Here is a 13,230-nt window from a genome sequence, read left to right on the forward strand (position 1 = left end):
TGCATAGCGATTACAGTTAGGTTGTCTCATTATCACTTTCGGAACTGTATCGTGCTGAACCCCACATCAGCAGTTGTCTCGCCAAAATCAGCATCGGCCGATGAAGGAGTGACCCCCTACGTACCGCCGACAAAAAACGAAGAAAACCCGAGTCAGTACGGGAAGATTCGGAAGCCCTCGGGAAGCACGAAGCCGAGAAGCAGGAATAACGTGCCCGCAATCGTCGCGCAGATGATCGCATAAGGAATCTGCGTCTTGACGTGGACGAGGTGGTCGCTCCCGCTGGTCGAGGAGGCGAGCACCGTCGTGTCGCTGATGGGCGAACTGTGGTCGCCGAAGATACCGCCGCTGAACACCGCACCCATGACGAGGGGGAGGTTCGCGCCCGTGGAAAACGCCACGGGAATGGCGATGGGGAACATGATGCCGTACGTCGCCCACGAACTCCCGTCGGAGAAGCTGACCATGCTGGTGACCGCAAACAGTGCAACAGGCACGAGGAACGGCGGGACGCCGGAGAACCAGTTCGTCACGAACTTCGAGATGCCGAGAATCGTCACGGCGTTCTGGATGGAACTGGCGAACATCAGGATGACCGCGGCGAGGAGGATTCCCTTGAACCCGCGCGTCATGGCCTCCGTCGCGTCCTTATTGCTCGGGATATCGCCCTTCACCCGATAGAGGACGAACGCGACGACCAGCGCGGAGAAGGACGCCAGGCCGAGTTGGATACCGCCGATGTTGAACGACCATTGGCCGCCCGCTGGAAGGATGAGTTGATACCCGCCAAGCGAGAACAGGGTGGTCATTTGCGGGGCGGAGACGACAGGGCTCCCGCGCCAGAACATCGCGCCGAGACCGACGAGAATCATCGTCGCGATGGGGATGGCGAAGTTGCGCCAATCCGGGGTCGCCGTCTCTGCCATCTCGTACTCGTCCATCTCGCGGGAAATCATCGGGTCGTGGTCGTCGCCGACGACGCCGCCGCCGTTGCGGGCGCGCTGTTCCTCGTCACCCATCGTGAATATGTTGGGAACGACCTGCCACGCCACGAGTCCGGCGATGATAAGCGCTGTCCACGAGTAGAAGCCGAACGCGAGACTGTTGAAAAACAGCGGCCAGATCTGGTCGGTCGCCGCCGTCACTTCCTGTCCGCCCGTGTTGACGTACCCGCTCATATCCGCAGGGAGGGTGTTCTGTTTCGCCGCTTGTTCGAGGCCACCGCCGATGAATCCGATGAGCGCGACGCCCCACGTGGAGTAAAAGGCGAGGCGGGCCGCCGGACTTCCGGCGCTGTCCACATAGTAGGCGAGCTTCGCCCGCGAGACGTTGTACTTGTCCGTCAACGGACGCATCATCGAGCCGACGACGAGGCAGTTGAAGTAGTCGTCGATGTGGATAATGATACCCGCGAGAAACGCTGCTTTCTCGGCATCTGCGGGCGATTCAGCTCGCGCCGCCAATGCTTCGAGAACACCCTGAATCGCGCCGGAGCGAATCATCAAACCGATCATGCCGCCGATGGCGAAGATGGCGAGCAAGACGTTTTCGACGTACCACGAATCCGAAAAGAGCGGCGCAGTTGCGATGATGGTCGGGACGTGTTTCAAGCCAAATATCGCGCCGAGAAGGGGGCCAAACGCTCCCCCAATCATATCCGACGGAACGCCTGCTGAAGCGGGTTTCAGAGCGCCGTAAACCGCGCCCGCCCCCGCAACACCGACGAAAAGGCCGATGATAGCGTCGCGTGAATACCACGCGAGGCTAATTGCCAGCAGGGCCGGAACGATAGATAGCCAACCCGCGTTGATTTGATCGAGAGTCATACGGTGTCTCTCAAGTGGGCAAATAAATGGGTTTCGACGCGTGATACCTAATCGCCTGAAATCAAAAATTATTCCTTAGTGGACTCGTGCGAGAAACCGTCTCGCGCGCTCCGTTTCGGGATTGGCGAAAAACTCCCGCGGCGGCCCCGACTCCACGATGCGCCCCTCGGACATCAACACGACGCGGTCGCCGACTTCGCGGGCGAAGCCCATCTCGTGCGTGACGACGAGCATCGTCATGCCCTCCTCCGCCAAATTCCGCATGACTTCGAGCACCTCGCCGACGAGTTCCGGGTCGAGCGCGCTGGTGACTTCGTCGAACAGCATGACGCTCGGATCCATCGCCAGCGCACGAGCGATTGCCACGCGCTGTTGCTGGCCGCCCGAGAGCTGGTTCGGATATTTGTGGGCTTGGTCGGAGAGGCCGACGCGGTCCAACATGGCGCTCGCCCATTTCTCCGCCTCGTCGTCGGCAAATCCCTTGACGACTTTGGGTGCGAGTGCGACGTTCTCCACCGCCGTTTTGTGCGGAAACAGGTTGAAACTCTGGAACACCATCCCGATGTGTTCCCGGAGTTCGTTCACGTCTACGTCCGGGTCGGTGATGGCCTGTCCTTCGATTCTGATTTCGCCGTTCTGAATCTCTTCGAGTCGGTTCGTGCATCGCAGTAGCGTCGATTTCCCGCTTCCGCTCGGTCCGACGACGACCACGACTTCACCGTCATCGACGGCGAGATTGACGTCTTTCAACACGTGTGTCTCGCCGAAGTACTTGTCAACGTGGTCGTACTCCACTTCGGGGACGCTCATCGTTCCGTCCCCCACATGGAGCGCTCCTCTAGCGTCCGAACAATTTTCCCGAGCGGAAGCGTGATGACGAGGTAGGCAACCGAAACTACCACGATTGGCGTCCACGCGTCGAACGTCGCGCTGTTGACGTTGCGGAAGACGCTTATGAGTTCGGGAATAGCGAGCACCGTCAGCAACGACGTGTCCTTGACGAGAATCACGAGGTCGTTCCCGATGGCCGCCAGCGCGTTTCGCCAGGCCTGTGGCAGGATGACGAATCGCATCGAGTCGATATACGACATGCCGAGCGATCGCGCCGCTTCCGTTTGTCCCTCGGCGACGGAGTTGATGCCACCCTTTACAGCCTCGCCGATGTAGGCGGTGTGATTGAGCGTCAGACCGATAATCGCCGCCGCGAAACTCCAGTTCTGAAGCGGGAACTCGCCCGGTGGCCAGAACGCCGGAACACCGAGATAGATGACGAACAACTGGAACAGCAGTGGCGTCCCGCGGAAGAACTCTACGTACATCGTCGCGATGCCCTGTGTGAATGACGTACTGGAGACGCGCCCCAGTCCGACGAGCACGCCGAAAAAGAGCGCGAGCAAGCCAGAGATGAGGATTATTTGCAGGACGAGAAACAGCGCCTCGACAAACTGCGGTAGAATCGCTATCAGCAGGTCGTAATCCACGAAGTCGGCGAGAATCAGATAGAGAAAGAAGGCGACACCGGCTGCAAAGAGACCGGCAATCGTCATCCCGATCCATCTGACGCGCCGGTCGGTCAGCAACCCCTCTTTCCGCTCCGTCGAGCGTTCGATTCCCCTCTCGTCGGTGTACGTCTCAGCCATCACGTCCTCCTGTGGCGGTTAGCCACTGGTAGTCATGCCCCCATCGGTCGTCCCATTCGCCGTTTGGAAGTATTCCGAGTAGATTTCGTCGTACGTTCCGGACTCCCGAACCCCCGCCAGTGCGTCGTTGACCTGCTGTCTGAACTGGTCGTCATCCTGTCGAAACGCGATTCCGTACTCCTCGACAGTGAGCGTGTGGTATGGCGGCACGTCTTCACCCGTCGCTGCGGAGTCCTCCTCCGCTTCGAGGAAGACGACGTTCTCGTTCTGGTTGGCGAACTCGGCGTTGACCGTGTTGTCGTTGATGACTGCGGCAGCCTGATTGTTTCCAAGCGCGGAGAACGCGCCGGGAATCTGGTCATAACTGTCGATGGTGAGATTGCCGTTGAACTCCCGCCTCAACTCTTGTGCTGCTGCTTCGCCGGTCGTTCCCTTCTGAACTGCAACCGTCGTTCCCTGTAGGTCTGCTACTTGGTCAATGTTGCCGTTCCGCAACACGAGGATTGTCTGATACGCGGTGAAATACGGGTCGGAGAAATCGACCTGTTGTGCCCGCTCGTCGTTGATAGTCATCGCGCTCATGATGACGCGGAAATTCCCGTTGTTGAGACTCGGGATGATGGTGTCGAAACTCGTCTGAACGAATTCGTACTCCCGATTCAACTCTTCGCCGAAAATCGCCTCGGCGAGGTCTACGTCGAAACCGATGAGTTCTCCGCCCGTGGTACGGTATTCGAACGGTCGATACGGAATGTCGGAGCCGATTCTAACGACGCCGCCGTCCTGTGCGCTCGCGTTGCTCGCGAGCGTCAGCCCAGCGATAGCTCCGGCACTCCCCCTGAGAAAGGTCCGTCTGTGCATTGTGGTTCTCCCCCGATACTACATGGTCAATCATCGTATAGAAAGCTACTATCGGTTTCTCGCATGAATCCGCTAAAAGTTTCGTCGGGAGATGTTAGTCGTCCGACGGATAGCCAGCGGTCGATTCGCTTGCCGACGTTGCGCTTTTGTCGGGTTCTTCGTACGCCCACAGCGTGGTCGCCATCAGTGATGCGAAGATGACCATCGCGGCGGCGTGGTGAGCAACCTGCGAGGCGGGACCGTAGATGAGGACGGTGGCGCCACCGAGGAGCAGTTGCACCGGGAGGACGACGAGCGCGATGGTTGCCGCGACTCGGATGCGGGTGCTGTCGTAGTATTTCCACGCGCCTACGGTCGTTCCGAGGATGAAAAAGCCGGTTACCATCGCCACGAGGCGGTGGAACCATTCGATGAAACTCGGGATGCTCTGTGGGAGCAATCCACCGTCACAGTACGGCCACTGGGCGCTACAGGAGAGGCCCGCCCCCGACGCGGCGGTGTAGACGCCGAGTAGGATGAGAGCGAACGTCAGGCCCGTCGTGAAGGCGGCAAAGCGCCTGAATCGTGACCCCATCAGGCGCTCACCTCGGTAATGTCGTGTCGTATCACGGTAATCCCCTTTCCCGGGAGTTAGGAGGCGTCGTACTTAGGTCTGTCCGACTTTCCCTGAATGTGGGAGTCGGAGAAAAACGGAGCAAACGGCAGGACGAGTGGAATGTCGCGGATTGGCGGAGGATCGCTGTGGCAGGAGAAAGGGGACGGAAATGGGAACAGTTGGGCGGAAGGGTTCAGCGGGAGTTGTGCAGGCCTGCGAAGCCACCAGCGGGCGGCATGGTGGGCGTACATATCTTACTGTAAATGAGTAATAAATTTTATGGGAATGGTATGTCCTCTGACAGTCGGCGGAATCCGACAGAAACAGGTTCAAGGGAATTGAGGGCGACGGACACAGTATGACGAAACTGGATCGTCTCGACGCCCTCCTCGACGCGCGCGATCTCCAGTCAGTCTGGTTCGCACGCTCCAACAGTTTCGCGTGGCTTACGGGTGGGAACAACGTCGTTGACCGCGAGGGAGATGTCGGCGTTGCCGCCGTCGGCTACGATGGGGACGAACTTCGCGTCGTCACCGATACTATTGAGGCACCGCGCTTGCGCGACGAAGAACTACCCGACGACGTCGTCGTCACCGAATACGAGTGGTACGAACAGTCACTCGCGGGCGCTGTCGCAGAACACATGACGACACCCGCTGGCGCGGATTTCGACGTGCCGAACGTCGAATCGGTGGACGCCTCGTCACTTCGCCGACCGTTGACTCCGGACGATATCGACAGGTATCGAACCCTCGGCGAGGAGACCGCCGCGGCCGTCGAAGCCATCTGTCGAGAACTGGAACCGGACGATACGGAACGCGAAGTCGCGTCTGCCGTCCGCGGCGCGCTCGATTCGCAGGGCATCGAGACCCCGGTAGCACTCGTCGGTGGAAGCGAACGCGCCCAGCGGTACCGCCATTACACGCCGACCGATTCGAAGTTGGGTGAGTACGCGCTCGTCTCCGTCACCGCGGAGCGGGCGGGACTTCACGCCAGCCTGACCCGAACGGTCGCATTCGACCCACCGGACTGGCTGGAATCGCGGCACCGCGCCGCGGCAACGGTCGAAGCGACCGCATTGGCGGCGACACAACAGGCCGGAATCGACGGCGGGACGGCGGGCGACGTGTTCGAGGCAATTCAGACGGCCTACGGGCAGGTCGGTCACGAAGACGAATGGAAGAAACATCATCAAGGTGGTGCCGCGGGTTACGCCGGACGGGAGTGGATCGCCACGCCGACGACGGACGCCGAAATCCGACTGCCGATGGCGTTCGCCTGGAACCCGACCGTGCAGGGTGCGAAAAGCGAAGATACGGTTCTCATCACGGAGGACGGGATGGAAATCCTGACGAAAACGGGGAACTGGCCGACAAGTACGGTGACCGCAGTCGGGCACGAAGGAGCGATTCCACGTCCGACCGTGTTGGAACGGTGAGTTCGACGAACGTCGAAGGCAAATTCGACGGATTCGGATAGATTTTTAGCGGAGGGCGGGAAGATACCGGACATGGGACTCGAAGAGGATTCACTCGATTACCACCGCAGCGACCCGCCGGGGAAAATCGAGATATCGACGACGAAACCGACGAACACACAGCGCGACCTGAGTCTTGCGTACTCGCCAGGCGTGGCCGCCCCGTGCGAGGAAATCGCAGCAGACGAGGGGAAGGCGTACAATTACACTGCGAAAGGGAACCTCGTCGGCGTGGTGTCGAACGGAAGTGCCGTCCTTGGACTCGGCGACATCGGCGCGCAGGCCAGCAAACCGGTCATGGAAGGCAAAGGCGTCCTTTTCAAACGATTCGCGGACATCGACGTGTTCGATATTGAACTCGACCAGGCGAATCCGGACGACATCGTTCGAACTGTCAGCGCCATGGAACCGACCTTCGGCGGCATCAATCTGGAGGACATCAAAGCGCCGGAGTGTTTCGAAATCGAGGAGCGACTCCGCGAGGAGATGGACATCCCCGTCTTCCACGACGACCAGCACGGCACCGCTATCATCAGCGGGGCCGCCCTGCTCAACGCGACCGAAATCAACGGCAAGAGTCCGGAAGAACTCGACATCGTCTTCTCCGGCGCTGGGGCGAGCGCGATTGCGACGGCCCGCTTTTACGTCTCCCTCGGGGCGCGCAAGGAAAACATCACGATGTGTGACTCCTCTGGAATCATCACCAAAAACCGCGCCAAACGCGGGGACGTGAACGAGTTCAAAACGGAGTTCGCGCGCGACGTTCCCGAGGGAAGCCTCGCGGACGCGCTGAAGGATGCGGACGTGTTCGTCGGCCTCTCGGTCGGCGGCATTGTCAGCCAGGAGATGGTTCGCTCGATGGCCGACGACCCGATTATCTTCGCGATGGCGAACCCCGACCCGGAAATCGGCTACGAGGAAGCCAAAGACGCACGCGACGACATGGTCATCATGGCAACCGGGCGCTCCGACTACCCGAACATGGTCAACAACGTCCTCGGGTTCCCGTTCATCTTCCGCGGCGCGCTCGACGTGCGTGCCAGCGACATCAACGAGGAGATGAAAATCGCCTCGGCGCGCGCGCTCGCGGAACTCGCGAAAAAGGACGTGCCGGACGCCGTGGTCAAAGCGTACGGCGACCAACCGCTCCAGTTCGGTCCGGAGTACATCATCCCGAAACCGCTCGACCCCCGCGTGCTGTTCGAAGTCGCACCCGCGGTTGCCGAGGCCGCCATCGAAACCGGCGTCGCCCGGAGCGACCTCAAAGTCGGCGAGTACGTCGAAACGCTCGAAGCACGACTCGGCAAATCCCGCGAGATGATGCGCGTCGTCCTGAACAAGGCGAAAAGCGACCCCAAGCGCGTCGCACTCGCGGAAGGAACTGATAGAAAGATGATTCGCGCGGCCTACCAACTGCACGAGGAGGGTATCGCAGACCCCGTCCTCATCGGTGACCGCGAGGAGATCGAAGCCACCGCCACTGACCTCGGCCTCGGTTTTAAACCCGAAGTCGTGGATCCCAAAAACGGCGACTACGACGGCTACGCCGACCGTCTGTATGAACTGCGCGAACGAAAAGGAGTTACCCGAAGTGAGGCCGCAGAACTGGTCGAACGCGACAGCAACTACCTCGGGAGTGTGATGGTCGAACAGGGCGATGCAGATGCGATGCTTACCGGTTTAACCCACCAGTATCCATCGGCACTCCGACCGCCGCTACAGGTCATCGGCACCGCGCCAGACGTAAACTACGCCGCCGGTGTCTACATGCTCACGTTCAAGAATCAGGTCATCTTCTGTGCCGACGCGACGGTGAATCAGGCACCCGACGAGGACGTGCTGGCCGAAGTGACGAAGCAGACGGCGAAACTCGCACGCCGGTTCAACGTCGAACCGCGGGCCGCACTGCTTTCCTACTCCAACTTCGGCAGCGTGGATAACGAGGGAACCCGCAAACCGAGGGATGCGGCCCGGATGCTCCGCGACGACCCGGAAGTCGATTTCTCCGTGGATGGCGAGATGCAGGCCGACACGGCGGTCGTCGAGGAGATTTTGAACGGCACCTACGAGTTCTCGGATCTGGACGAACCCGCGAACGTCCTCGTCTTCCCGAACCTCGAAGCGGGCAACATCGGCTACAAACTCCTCCAGCGCCTTGGTGGGGCAGAAGCCATCGGCCCGATGCTCGTCGGCATGGACAAACCCGTCCACGTCCTCCAGCGCGGCGACGAGGTGAAGGACATCGTCAATCTGGCTGGCGTGGCGGTTGTGGACTCTCAGAAGAACGAATAACGCGAACGAACGAACGTGTAGCGAGAATTTTTCCGACTTCTTTGTTACTTTGTTGTCAGCGGCACTGTCTAGTTTAGCTCTTCCTCGACAGGCGTTCGGTTGTTGAGCGATTGATGCGGTCGTTGCTGGTTATAGTAATGCACAAACTGTTCAAGCCAGCGCTGGACGCTCGGCCGACTGCCCACCCACGACGTATGAAAGCGGTCGATTCGCTGCTTGAGCGTGTGAAACCATTTCTCGATCAGGTTTCGCTCGGTATAGTCGAGGTGACCGCTCAACCCAATTCGGAAGAGGGCAGTCCGATAGCCGTAGCCATCAACGAGAAACACCGCATCGGAAAGATCGTGTTTCTCGGCGAGTTCAGATAGAAATACAGCCGCTTGATCGGTCCCATGTCGATCAAACACTTTGACATCGAGTAACAGTTTTGTTTCGGTGTCGATTGCAGCGTACACCCAAGACCATTCGCCGTTAATTTTGACAGCGGTTTCGTCCACCGCGACCCGCGTCGGCGACGCCGACGGCGGATCCGAGACGCTGTCAGCGAGCCGATGTACCCACTGAAAAATTGCTTGATGAGAGCGATTTACGCCGAATAATTGAAGAATTTCTTTTGTTTCTCTGAGCGAACAGCCGGTCGCGTGGAGCCGGACGGCGAACGCCCTGACGGGCGTCGCCGTCCGCTCACGCTCCCAACATTCAAGCGTAGCCGTCTCTAAACTCTTATTGAGCAGGTTTGAGAGTAGCATGAATCACTAACTCTTCAACCTGCTCGTCCTTATCTAGACAGTGCCTTGTCAGCTGTTTCCGGCGTCGGTTATGAGATGATGGAACCAGCGGTGGCCGATTTGCTGTTTCTGGGAGAGTCGCTCGCAATTGCCGACTCCAAAATAACCGCACCCTCCCCAACCGACTCCCTCCTTCGCTTAGTTGTCCCTCGCGCGGACGAATAGTGACGGCTCACGGTTTCGCCTTCGCGCGCCATATGAGAAACCGGTGTTTCGGATAGACGCAATATCACATGGCGCGTGTGCCAGCAGGCCCAAGGCGTTCACCGCCGAGGGCCTGTCTGGGTTCACGCGAGGGACGAGTATCGCAGGGAGTGAAGCGACCGAGAAACGTAGTCGATTGGGGAGGGTGCGGTGGCGGTCAAGTGTTGTCGTGATTTACCAACGAAATAATGGAAATTCGATCAACTATCAGATAAGCATGAACAACTTCCAATCAAAAACGCAAGATGAGCTACCGAGGATGTCCCGATATCTGCTCTTTCGAAGTCCCTTCTTCCGCTTCAGAAACTGAGTACAGCGGTTTCACGGGAACAACGGTATGCGTCTTTGCCACGCCATCCCGATGCAGTCGCCACTTGGTCGATTCATGCACGACGTACTCCCCGGAACACGATTCCCGAATTCCGTCCACCAACCCCGCAAATTTCTCGGCATCGAACCTCGACTCGGGGACGTAGTCCGTCTCGACGACGATAGAATCCCGCTGGGGGAGTCGGTCGAGTTGTCCCTCGCAAACGACCTCGAACTCGTGTGCCAGTCGAGGAAGGTCGGTGTCGAGCGGGAGTTTGACGTACGCTTGTCTGTAGTCCGGTCGGTCAGTTCGTCGTTTCCAGTACCGTCTCAGCGAGTCGAATATCCGCGTGCTCATCGCGTGCCACACCTTGCACTGCCCACTCAGAGCAGTGTTGTAGTCGTTTCGTTGTCGGTATCACATCGATTCGTTACCTGTCATCGTCGTGGTGGATTCAGTAGGCGGAACGCCACGACCGGGTTACAGATTCAAAGGCGATTCCGGCGAGGGCGATGAGAACGATTATGTGGGCGACCCAACTGTACGACCTGGTTTGTACGACGTAATAGTGAGTGAGGACGCCGAAGATGACGACATAATAGCCGACGGTGAGCGCCAGCAGTTGTGACTCGTCGGTAATCGGCGATACGGTTTGTTTTGTGTATCGGCCGACATCATTGTAGACGGTTTACACGGGAACGTGATGGAAGCCGTTACCCACCACAGTCCCGTCGGTTCGACCATGTCCGAGGAAACCTATCGGTGTGAGGCGTGTGGAACCGAGTTCGATACCAAGGACGAACTTCGGAAACACATGCGCGAGCAGGGACTCGTGGACTGAACGTCCTTACGGATCAATCACTTGCATGCCTGTTCGCCCGGGACGGCGGCGGAATCTGTGGCTCGCTCGACCCCGGAGCGTCGGGGAGCAGACACCGCGCCGGTTCGCGGTTTACGTGGGCGTATTCCTTCGGTGCGTTCGCCAAGGGATGTGCGGGGTTGCAGTCGCTCCGGATTTGGGCGGCCCGGAGTTCGTCGAATCCGGCGATTCTGGCACGAATTCCTCGCCAGTGGAACTTCCCCGCTGGTGGAACCGAGAACGGTTTCGGAGGCCGCCAGTCGGTTCGGTTGGCGGCGAGCACCGCGTTGTTGACGTTGGCGGCCAGTTGGTCGTGGTCGACTAGTACGCCGACCCGTGCATCAGCAGGAGCACGAACCGCCAACACGTCCAGTCCGAGATGGAGTGCTCGGTACTCGGCAACGTTGTTATCGGGGACATCGTCGTCGGGAACCGAAAGCCGGGTGACACGCTTGCCATCGCGGGTTTCGATGATGACGCCAAGCCCGCCCTCACCGGCGTTGTGACTGTACGAACCGTCGGTGGCGACGTAGAAATCACGGTGGTGGGTATGAGGTGGGTGGGCAATGTGCGGCGTGGGCGACTCGTCGAACAAGTCTCGCAGTGAGGGATGTCGGCCGTGAACGGCCATATTCAACCTTTCGATGTCTGATTACATAAATGTGAGGTTGTGTTCGGCAATATATGTCATGAGATTATTAAACGCGGGAATGATGGCTTGTACCACAGATATATATCCCAGAAAACGTCATAGGAGGATATGCCCGACGAGCAACTGAATCGGCGGACGTATCTGAAACTTGCAGGTGGAGCCGCGGCATCGGCATCGATTGCCGGCTGTTCCGGCGGAAACAGTAACGAAAACCAGGACGGAACGACCACTGGCGATGGCGGTGGTGGCGGTGGCGGTGGACAGACGGGGGATTTCCCGGTCACCATCACGCAGGGGCAGATGCCATCGACGCTCGACCCACACAACCACCGAGAGACGACGACGGACAACGTCGTCTTGCAGGCCTACGAGGGTCTGCTTTCCCGTGACCCAAAGGGGAAGATTACCAAGAAGCTGGCGACGAACTACGAACGAACCGGCGACAAAACGGTCGAGTTCACCATCCGCGACGATGTGACGTTTCACAGCGGAGACGACCTGACCCCGGAGGACGTGGCCTTCAGCATCAACCGCATTGTCAAACCGAAAGTTGGCAACCTGGAAAGTCCACAGAGCGACCAGCTTTCCGGCGTGACGGGTGCGAAAGTGACGAACGGCAAAATCGAGGTCACATCCGACGGCGTCAATCCCATCGTGTTCGGTCTGTTCGCGACCTACTGTGACATCGTGCAGAAGAAGTGGATCGAGAACAACAGCAAGAACTTCATCGCCAAGAACATGAACGGCACCGGGGCGTTCAAACTGCAGAACTATCAAGAAGACGTGCAGGTCGTCTTCCAGCGCAACGAGAACTACTGGCGCGACCCGGCCGCCGTCTCGAAACTCACCATCAACGCGGCGAAGGAGTCGAGCACGCGAGTGAACCAACTCGTCAACGACGAGACGGACATCATCGTCAACGTTCCACCGCAGGACGCCGGGCGTGTGAAGGGGTCGGGCAACTCCCGCCTCGCCGCGGTGCCGAGTACGCGCATCATCTACAACGCGATGCGATACGACGTGGAACCGTTCTCCAGCACGCAGTTCCGCAAGGCGATGAACCTCGCCATCGACCTGCCGAGCATCATCAAAAACGTTCTCTCCAACTTCGCGGATCAGACCAGCCAACCGACGTTGGAAGGGTTCACCGGCTACAATTCGAACGTCAAGCCGTACGGAAAGCGGAAAAAGGAGGCGGAACGACTCGTTCAGGAAAGCGGTCATGCTGGCGCAAGTATCACGCTTCACACGCCGGTCGGCCGCTACCTGAAAGACGTGGAAATCGCACAGGCGGTGTCCCAGCAGATAAACCAACTCAGCAACGTCAATTGCTCCGTCCAACAGCGTGATTTCAACGCGCTCGCCGGGGAGTTGGCGGACGGGGACATCGAAACCGGGCCGCACTTCTACCTCATCGGCTGGGGGAACGCGACGTTCGACGCCAGCCAGACGATCATCCCGCTGCTGACGACGGATGGGGCGCTCACGTCATACAGCAACGAGCGGGTGGACAAACTGATGAACGAGGCACAGAACATGCCGGACGGCCAGAAACGCAACGCGAAGCTGAAAGAGGTGAACAAAGTTCTCCACGACCAAGCACCGTGGATATACCTCAACCGGCAGTACAGCGTCTATGGCGTCAGCCAACGGTTGAACTGGAAAGCACGGCGTGACGAACGAATCGAGGCATACGCGATTTCGCAAAAATAGGATGTCAGGATTA

Annotated in this window: 14 protein-coding genes; 6 read left to right on the top strand and 8 right to left on the bottom strand. The window is 59.0% G+C overall.

What is annotated here, in order from left to right; genetic code table 11:
* Window positions 1-152: 152 nt before the first annotated feature.
* The 5 genes from ACN2TU_RS09070 to ACN2TU_RS09090 form a co-directional block, all read right to left on the bottom strand.
* Window positions 153-1,826, bottom strand: a complete 1,674-nt coding sequence (locus ACN2TU_RS09070; protein ID WP_435154795.1) for a Na+/H+ antiporter NhaC family protein — start codon at window positions 1,824-1,826, stop codon at window positions 153-155.
* Between the two features lie 75 nt (window positions 1,827-1,901).
* The gene (locus ACN2TU_RS09075) at window positions 1,902-2,636 is read right to left on the bottom strand and encodes an amino acid ABC transporter ATP-binding protein (protein WP_435154796.1); all 735 of its coding nucleotides are present in this window, start codon (window positions 2,634-2,636) and stop codon (window positions 1,902-1,904) included.
* On the bottom strand, window positions 2,633-3,466 hold the full coding sequence (locus ACN2TU_RS09080; protein WP_435154797.1) for an amino acid ABC transporter permease: 834 nt from the start codon (window positions 3,464-3,466) through the stop codon (window positions 2,633-2,635). Before ACN2TU_RS09080 ends, ACN2TU_RS09075 begins: the two co-directional genes overlap by 4 nt.
* Before the next feature lie 18 nt (window positions 3,467-3,484).
* Window positions 3,485-4,327: a transporter substrate-binding domain-containing protein gene (locus tag ACN2TU_RS09085; protein WP_435154798.1), complete on the bottom strand. Its 843-nt coding sequence runs from the start codon at window positions 4,325-4,327 to the stop codon at window positions 3,485-3,487.
* 94 nt (window positions 4,328-4,421) lie between these two features.
* On the bottom strand, window positions 4,422-4,901 hold the full coding sequence (locus ACN2TU_RS09090) for a COX15/CtaA family protein (protein ID WP_435154799.1): 480 nt from the start codon (window positions 4,899-4,901) through the stop codon (window positions 4,422-4,424).
* Between the two features lie 379 nt (window positions 4,902-5,280).
* On the opposite strand from ACN2TU_RS09090, the gene ACN2TU_RS09095 reads away from it, so the two are divergent.
* The gene (locus ACN2TU_RS09095; protein ID WP_435154800.1) at window positions 5,281-6,360 is read left to right on the top strand and encodes a M24 family metallopeptidase; all 1,080 of its coding nucleotides are present in this window, start codon (window positions 5,281-5,283) and stop codon (window positions 6,358-6,360) included.
* Window positions 6,361-6,432: 72 nt separating this feature from the next.
* The gene (locus ACN2TU_RS09100) at window positions 6,433-8,691 is read left to right on the top strand and encodes an NADP-dependent malic enzyme (protein ID WP_435154801.1); all 2,259 of its coding nucleotides are present in this window, start codon (window positions 6,433-6,435) and stop codon (window positions 8,689-8,691) included.
* 68 nt (window positions 8,692-8,759) lie between these two features.
* Here ACN2TU_RS09100 and ACN2TU_RS09105 read toward each other — a convergent pair whose 3' ends face one another.
* Window positions 8,760-9,440 (bottom strand): IS6 family transposase, encoded by a 681-nt coding sequence (locus tag ACN2TU_RS09105; RefSeq protein ID WP_435154802.1) that lies wholly within the window; start codon window positions 9,438-9,440, stop codon window positions 8,760-8,762.
* A 75-nt stretch (window positions 9,441-9,515) separates the two neighbouring features.
* Here ACN2TU_RS09105 and ACN2TU_RS09110 point away from each other — a divergent pair, with 75 nt between their 5' ends.
* On the top strand, window positions 9,516-9,644 hold the full coding sequence (locus ACN2TU_RS09110) for a hypothetical protein (protein WP_435154803.1): 129 nt from the start codon (window positions 9,516-9,518) through the stop codon (window positions 9,642-9,644).
* Between the two features lie 289 nt (window positions 9,645-9,933).
* Here the strand turns inward: ACN2TU_RS09110 and ACN2TU_RS09115 are convergent, their stop codons facing one another.
* Window positions 9,934-10,350: a hypothetical protein gene (locus ACN2TU_RS09115; protein ID WP_435154805.1), complete on the bottom strand. Its 417-nt coding sequence runs from the start codon at window positions 10,348-10,350 to the stop codon at window positions 9,934-9,936.
* An 88-nt stretch (window positions 10,351-10,438) separates the two neighbouring features.
* Here ACN2TU_RS09115 and ACN2TU_RS09120 point away from each other — a divergent pair, with 88 nt between their 5' ends.
* Window positions 10,439-10,621: a hypothetical protein gene (locus ACN2TU_RS09120; protein WP_435154806.1), complete on the top strand. Its 183-nt coding sequence runs from the start codon at window positions 10,439-10,441 to the stop codon at window positions 10,619-10,621.
* Window positions 10,622-10,696: 75 nt separating this feature from the next.
* Complete coding sequence (locus tag ACN2TU_RS09125; RefSeq protein WP_435154807.1) at window positions 10,697-10,834, top strand: C2H2-type zinc finger protein; 138 nt, start codon at window positions 10,697-10,699, stop codon at window positions 10,832-10,834.
* A 13-nt stretch (window positions 10,835-10,847) separates the two neighbouring features.
* Here the strand turns inward: ACN2TU_RS09125 and ACN2TU_RS09130 are convergent, their stop codons facing one another.
* A complete protein-coding gene (locus tag ACN2TU_RS09130; RefSeq protein ID WP_435154808.1) occupies window positions 10,848-11,483 on the bottom strand; it encodes a reverse transcriptase-like protein in 636 nt (211 codons plus the stop codon).
* A 129-nt stretch (window positions 11,484-11,612) separates the two neighbouring features.
* Between ACN2TU_RS09130 and ACN2TU_RS09135 the strand changes: the two genes are divergently transcribed.
* A complete protein-coding gene (locus ACN2TU_RS09135) occupies window positions 11,613-13,217 on the top strand; it encodes an ABC transporter substrate-binding protein (protein WP_435154809.1) in 1,605 nt (534 codons plus the stop codon).
* The last annotated feature ends 13 nt before the right edge of the window (window positions 13,218-13,230 follow it).

This window comes from Haladaptatus marinus (assembly GCF_051194195.1).

Bases quoted from the DNA above. Each gene is read 5' to 3' on its own strand.
- ACN2TU_RS09070 (WP_435154795.1), bottom strand. From the start codon at position 1,826: ATGACTCTCGATCAAATCAACGCGGGTTGGCTATCTATCGTTCCGGCC.
- ACN2TU_RS09095 (WP_435154800.1), top strand. From the start codon at position 5,281: ATGACGAAACTGGATCGTCTCGACGCCCTCCTCGACGCGCGCGATCTC.
- ACN2TU_RS09100 (WP_435154801.1), top strand. From the start codon at position 6,433: ATGGGACTCGAAGAGGATTCACTCGATTACCACCGCAGCGACCCGCCG.
- ACN2TU_RS09115 (WP_435154805.1), bottom strand. From the start codon at position 10,350: ATGAGCACGCGGATATTCGACTCGCTGAGACGGTACTGGAAACGACGA.
- ACN2TU_RS09085 (WP_435154798.1), bottom strand. From the start codon at position 4,327: ATGCACAGACGGACCTTTCTCAGGGGGAGTGCCGGAGCTATCGCTGGG.
- ACN2TU_RS09125 (WP_435154807.1), top strand. From the start codon at position 10,697: ATGGAAGCCGTTACCCACCACAGTCCCGTCGGTTCGACCATGTCCGAG.
- ACN2TU_RS09075 (WP_435154796.1), bottom strand. From the start codon at position 2,636: ATGAGCGTCCCCGAAGTGGAGTACGACCACGTTGACAAGTACTTCGGC.
- ACN2TU_RS09135 (WP_435154809.1), top strand. From the start codon at position 11,613: ATGCCCGACGAGCAACTGAATCGGCGGACGTATCTGAAACTTGCAGGT.
- ACN2TU_RS09080 (WP_435154797.1), bottom strand. From the start codon at position 3,466: ATGGCTGAGACGTACACCGACGAGAGGGGAATCGAACGCTCGACGGAG.
- ACN2TU_RS09105 (WP_435154802.1), bottom strand. From the start codon at position 9,440: ATGCTACTCTCAAACCTGCTCAATAAGAGTTTAGAGACGGCTACGCTT.
- ACN2TU_RS09110 (WP_435154803.1), top strand. From the start codon at position 9,516: ATGATGGAACCAGCGGTGGCCGATTTGCTGTTTCTGGGAGAGTCGCTC.
- ACN2TU_RS09090 (WP_435154799.1), bottom strand. From the start codon at position 4,901: ATGGGGTCACGATTCAGGCGCTTTGCCGCCTTCACGACGGGCCTGACG.
- ACN2TU_RS09130 (WP_435154808.1), bottom strand. From the start codon at position 11,483: ATGGCCGTTCACGGCCGACATCCCTCACTGCGAGACTTGTTCGACGAG.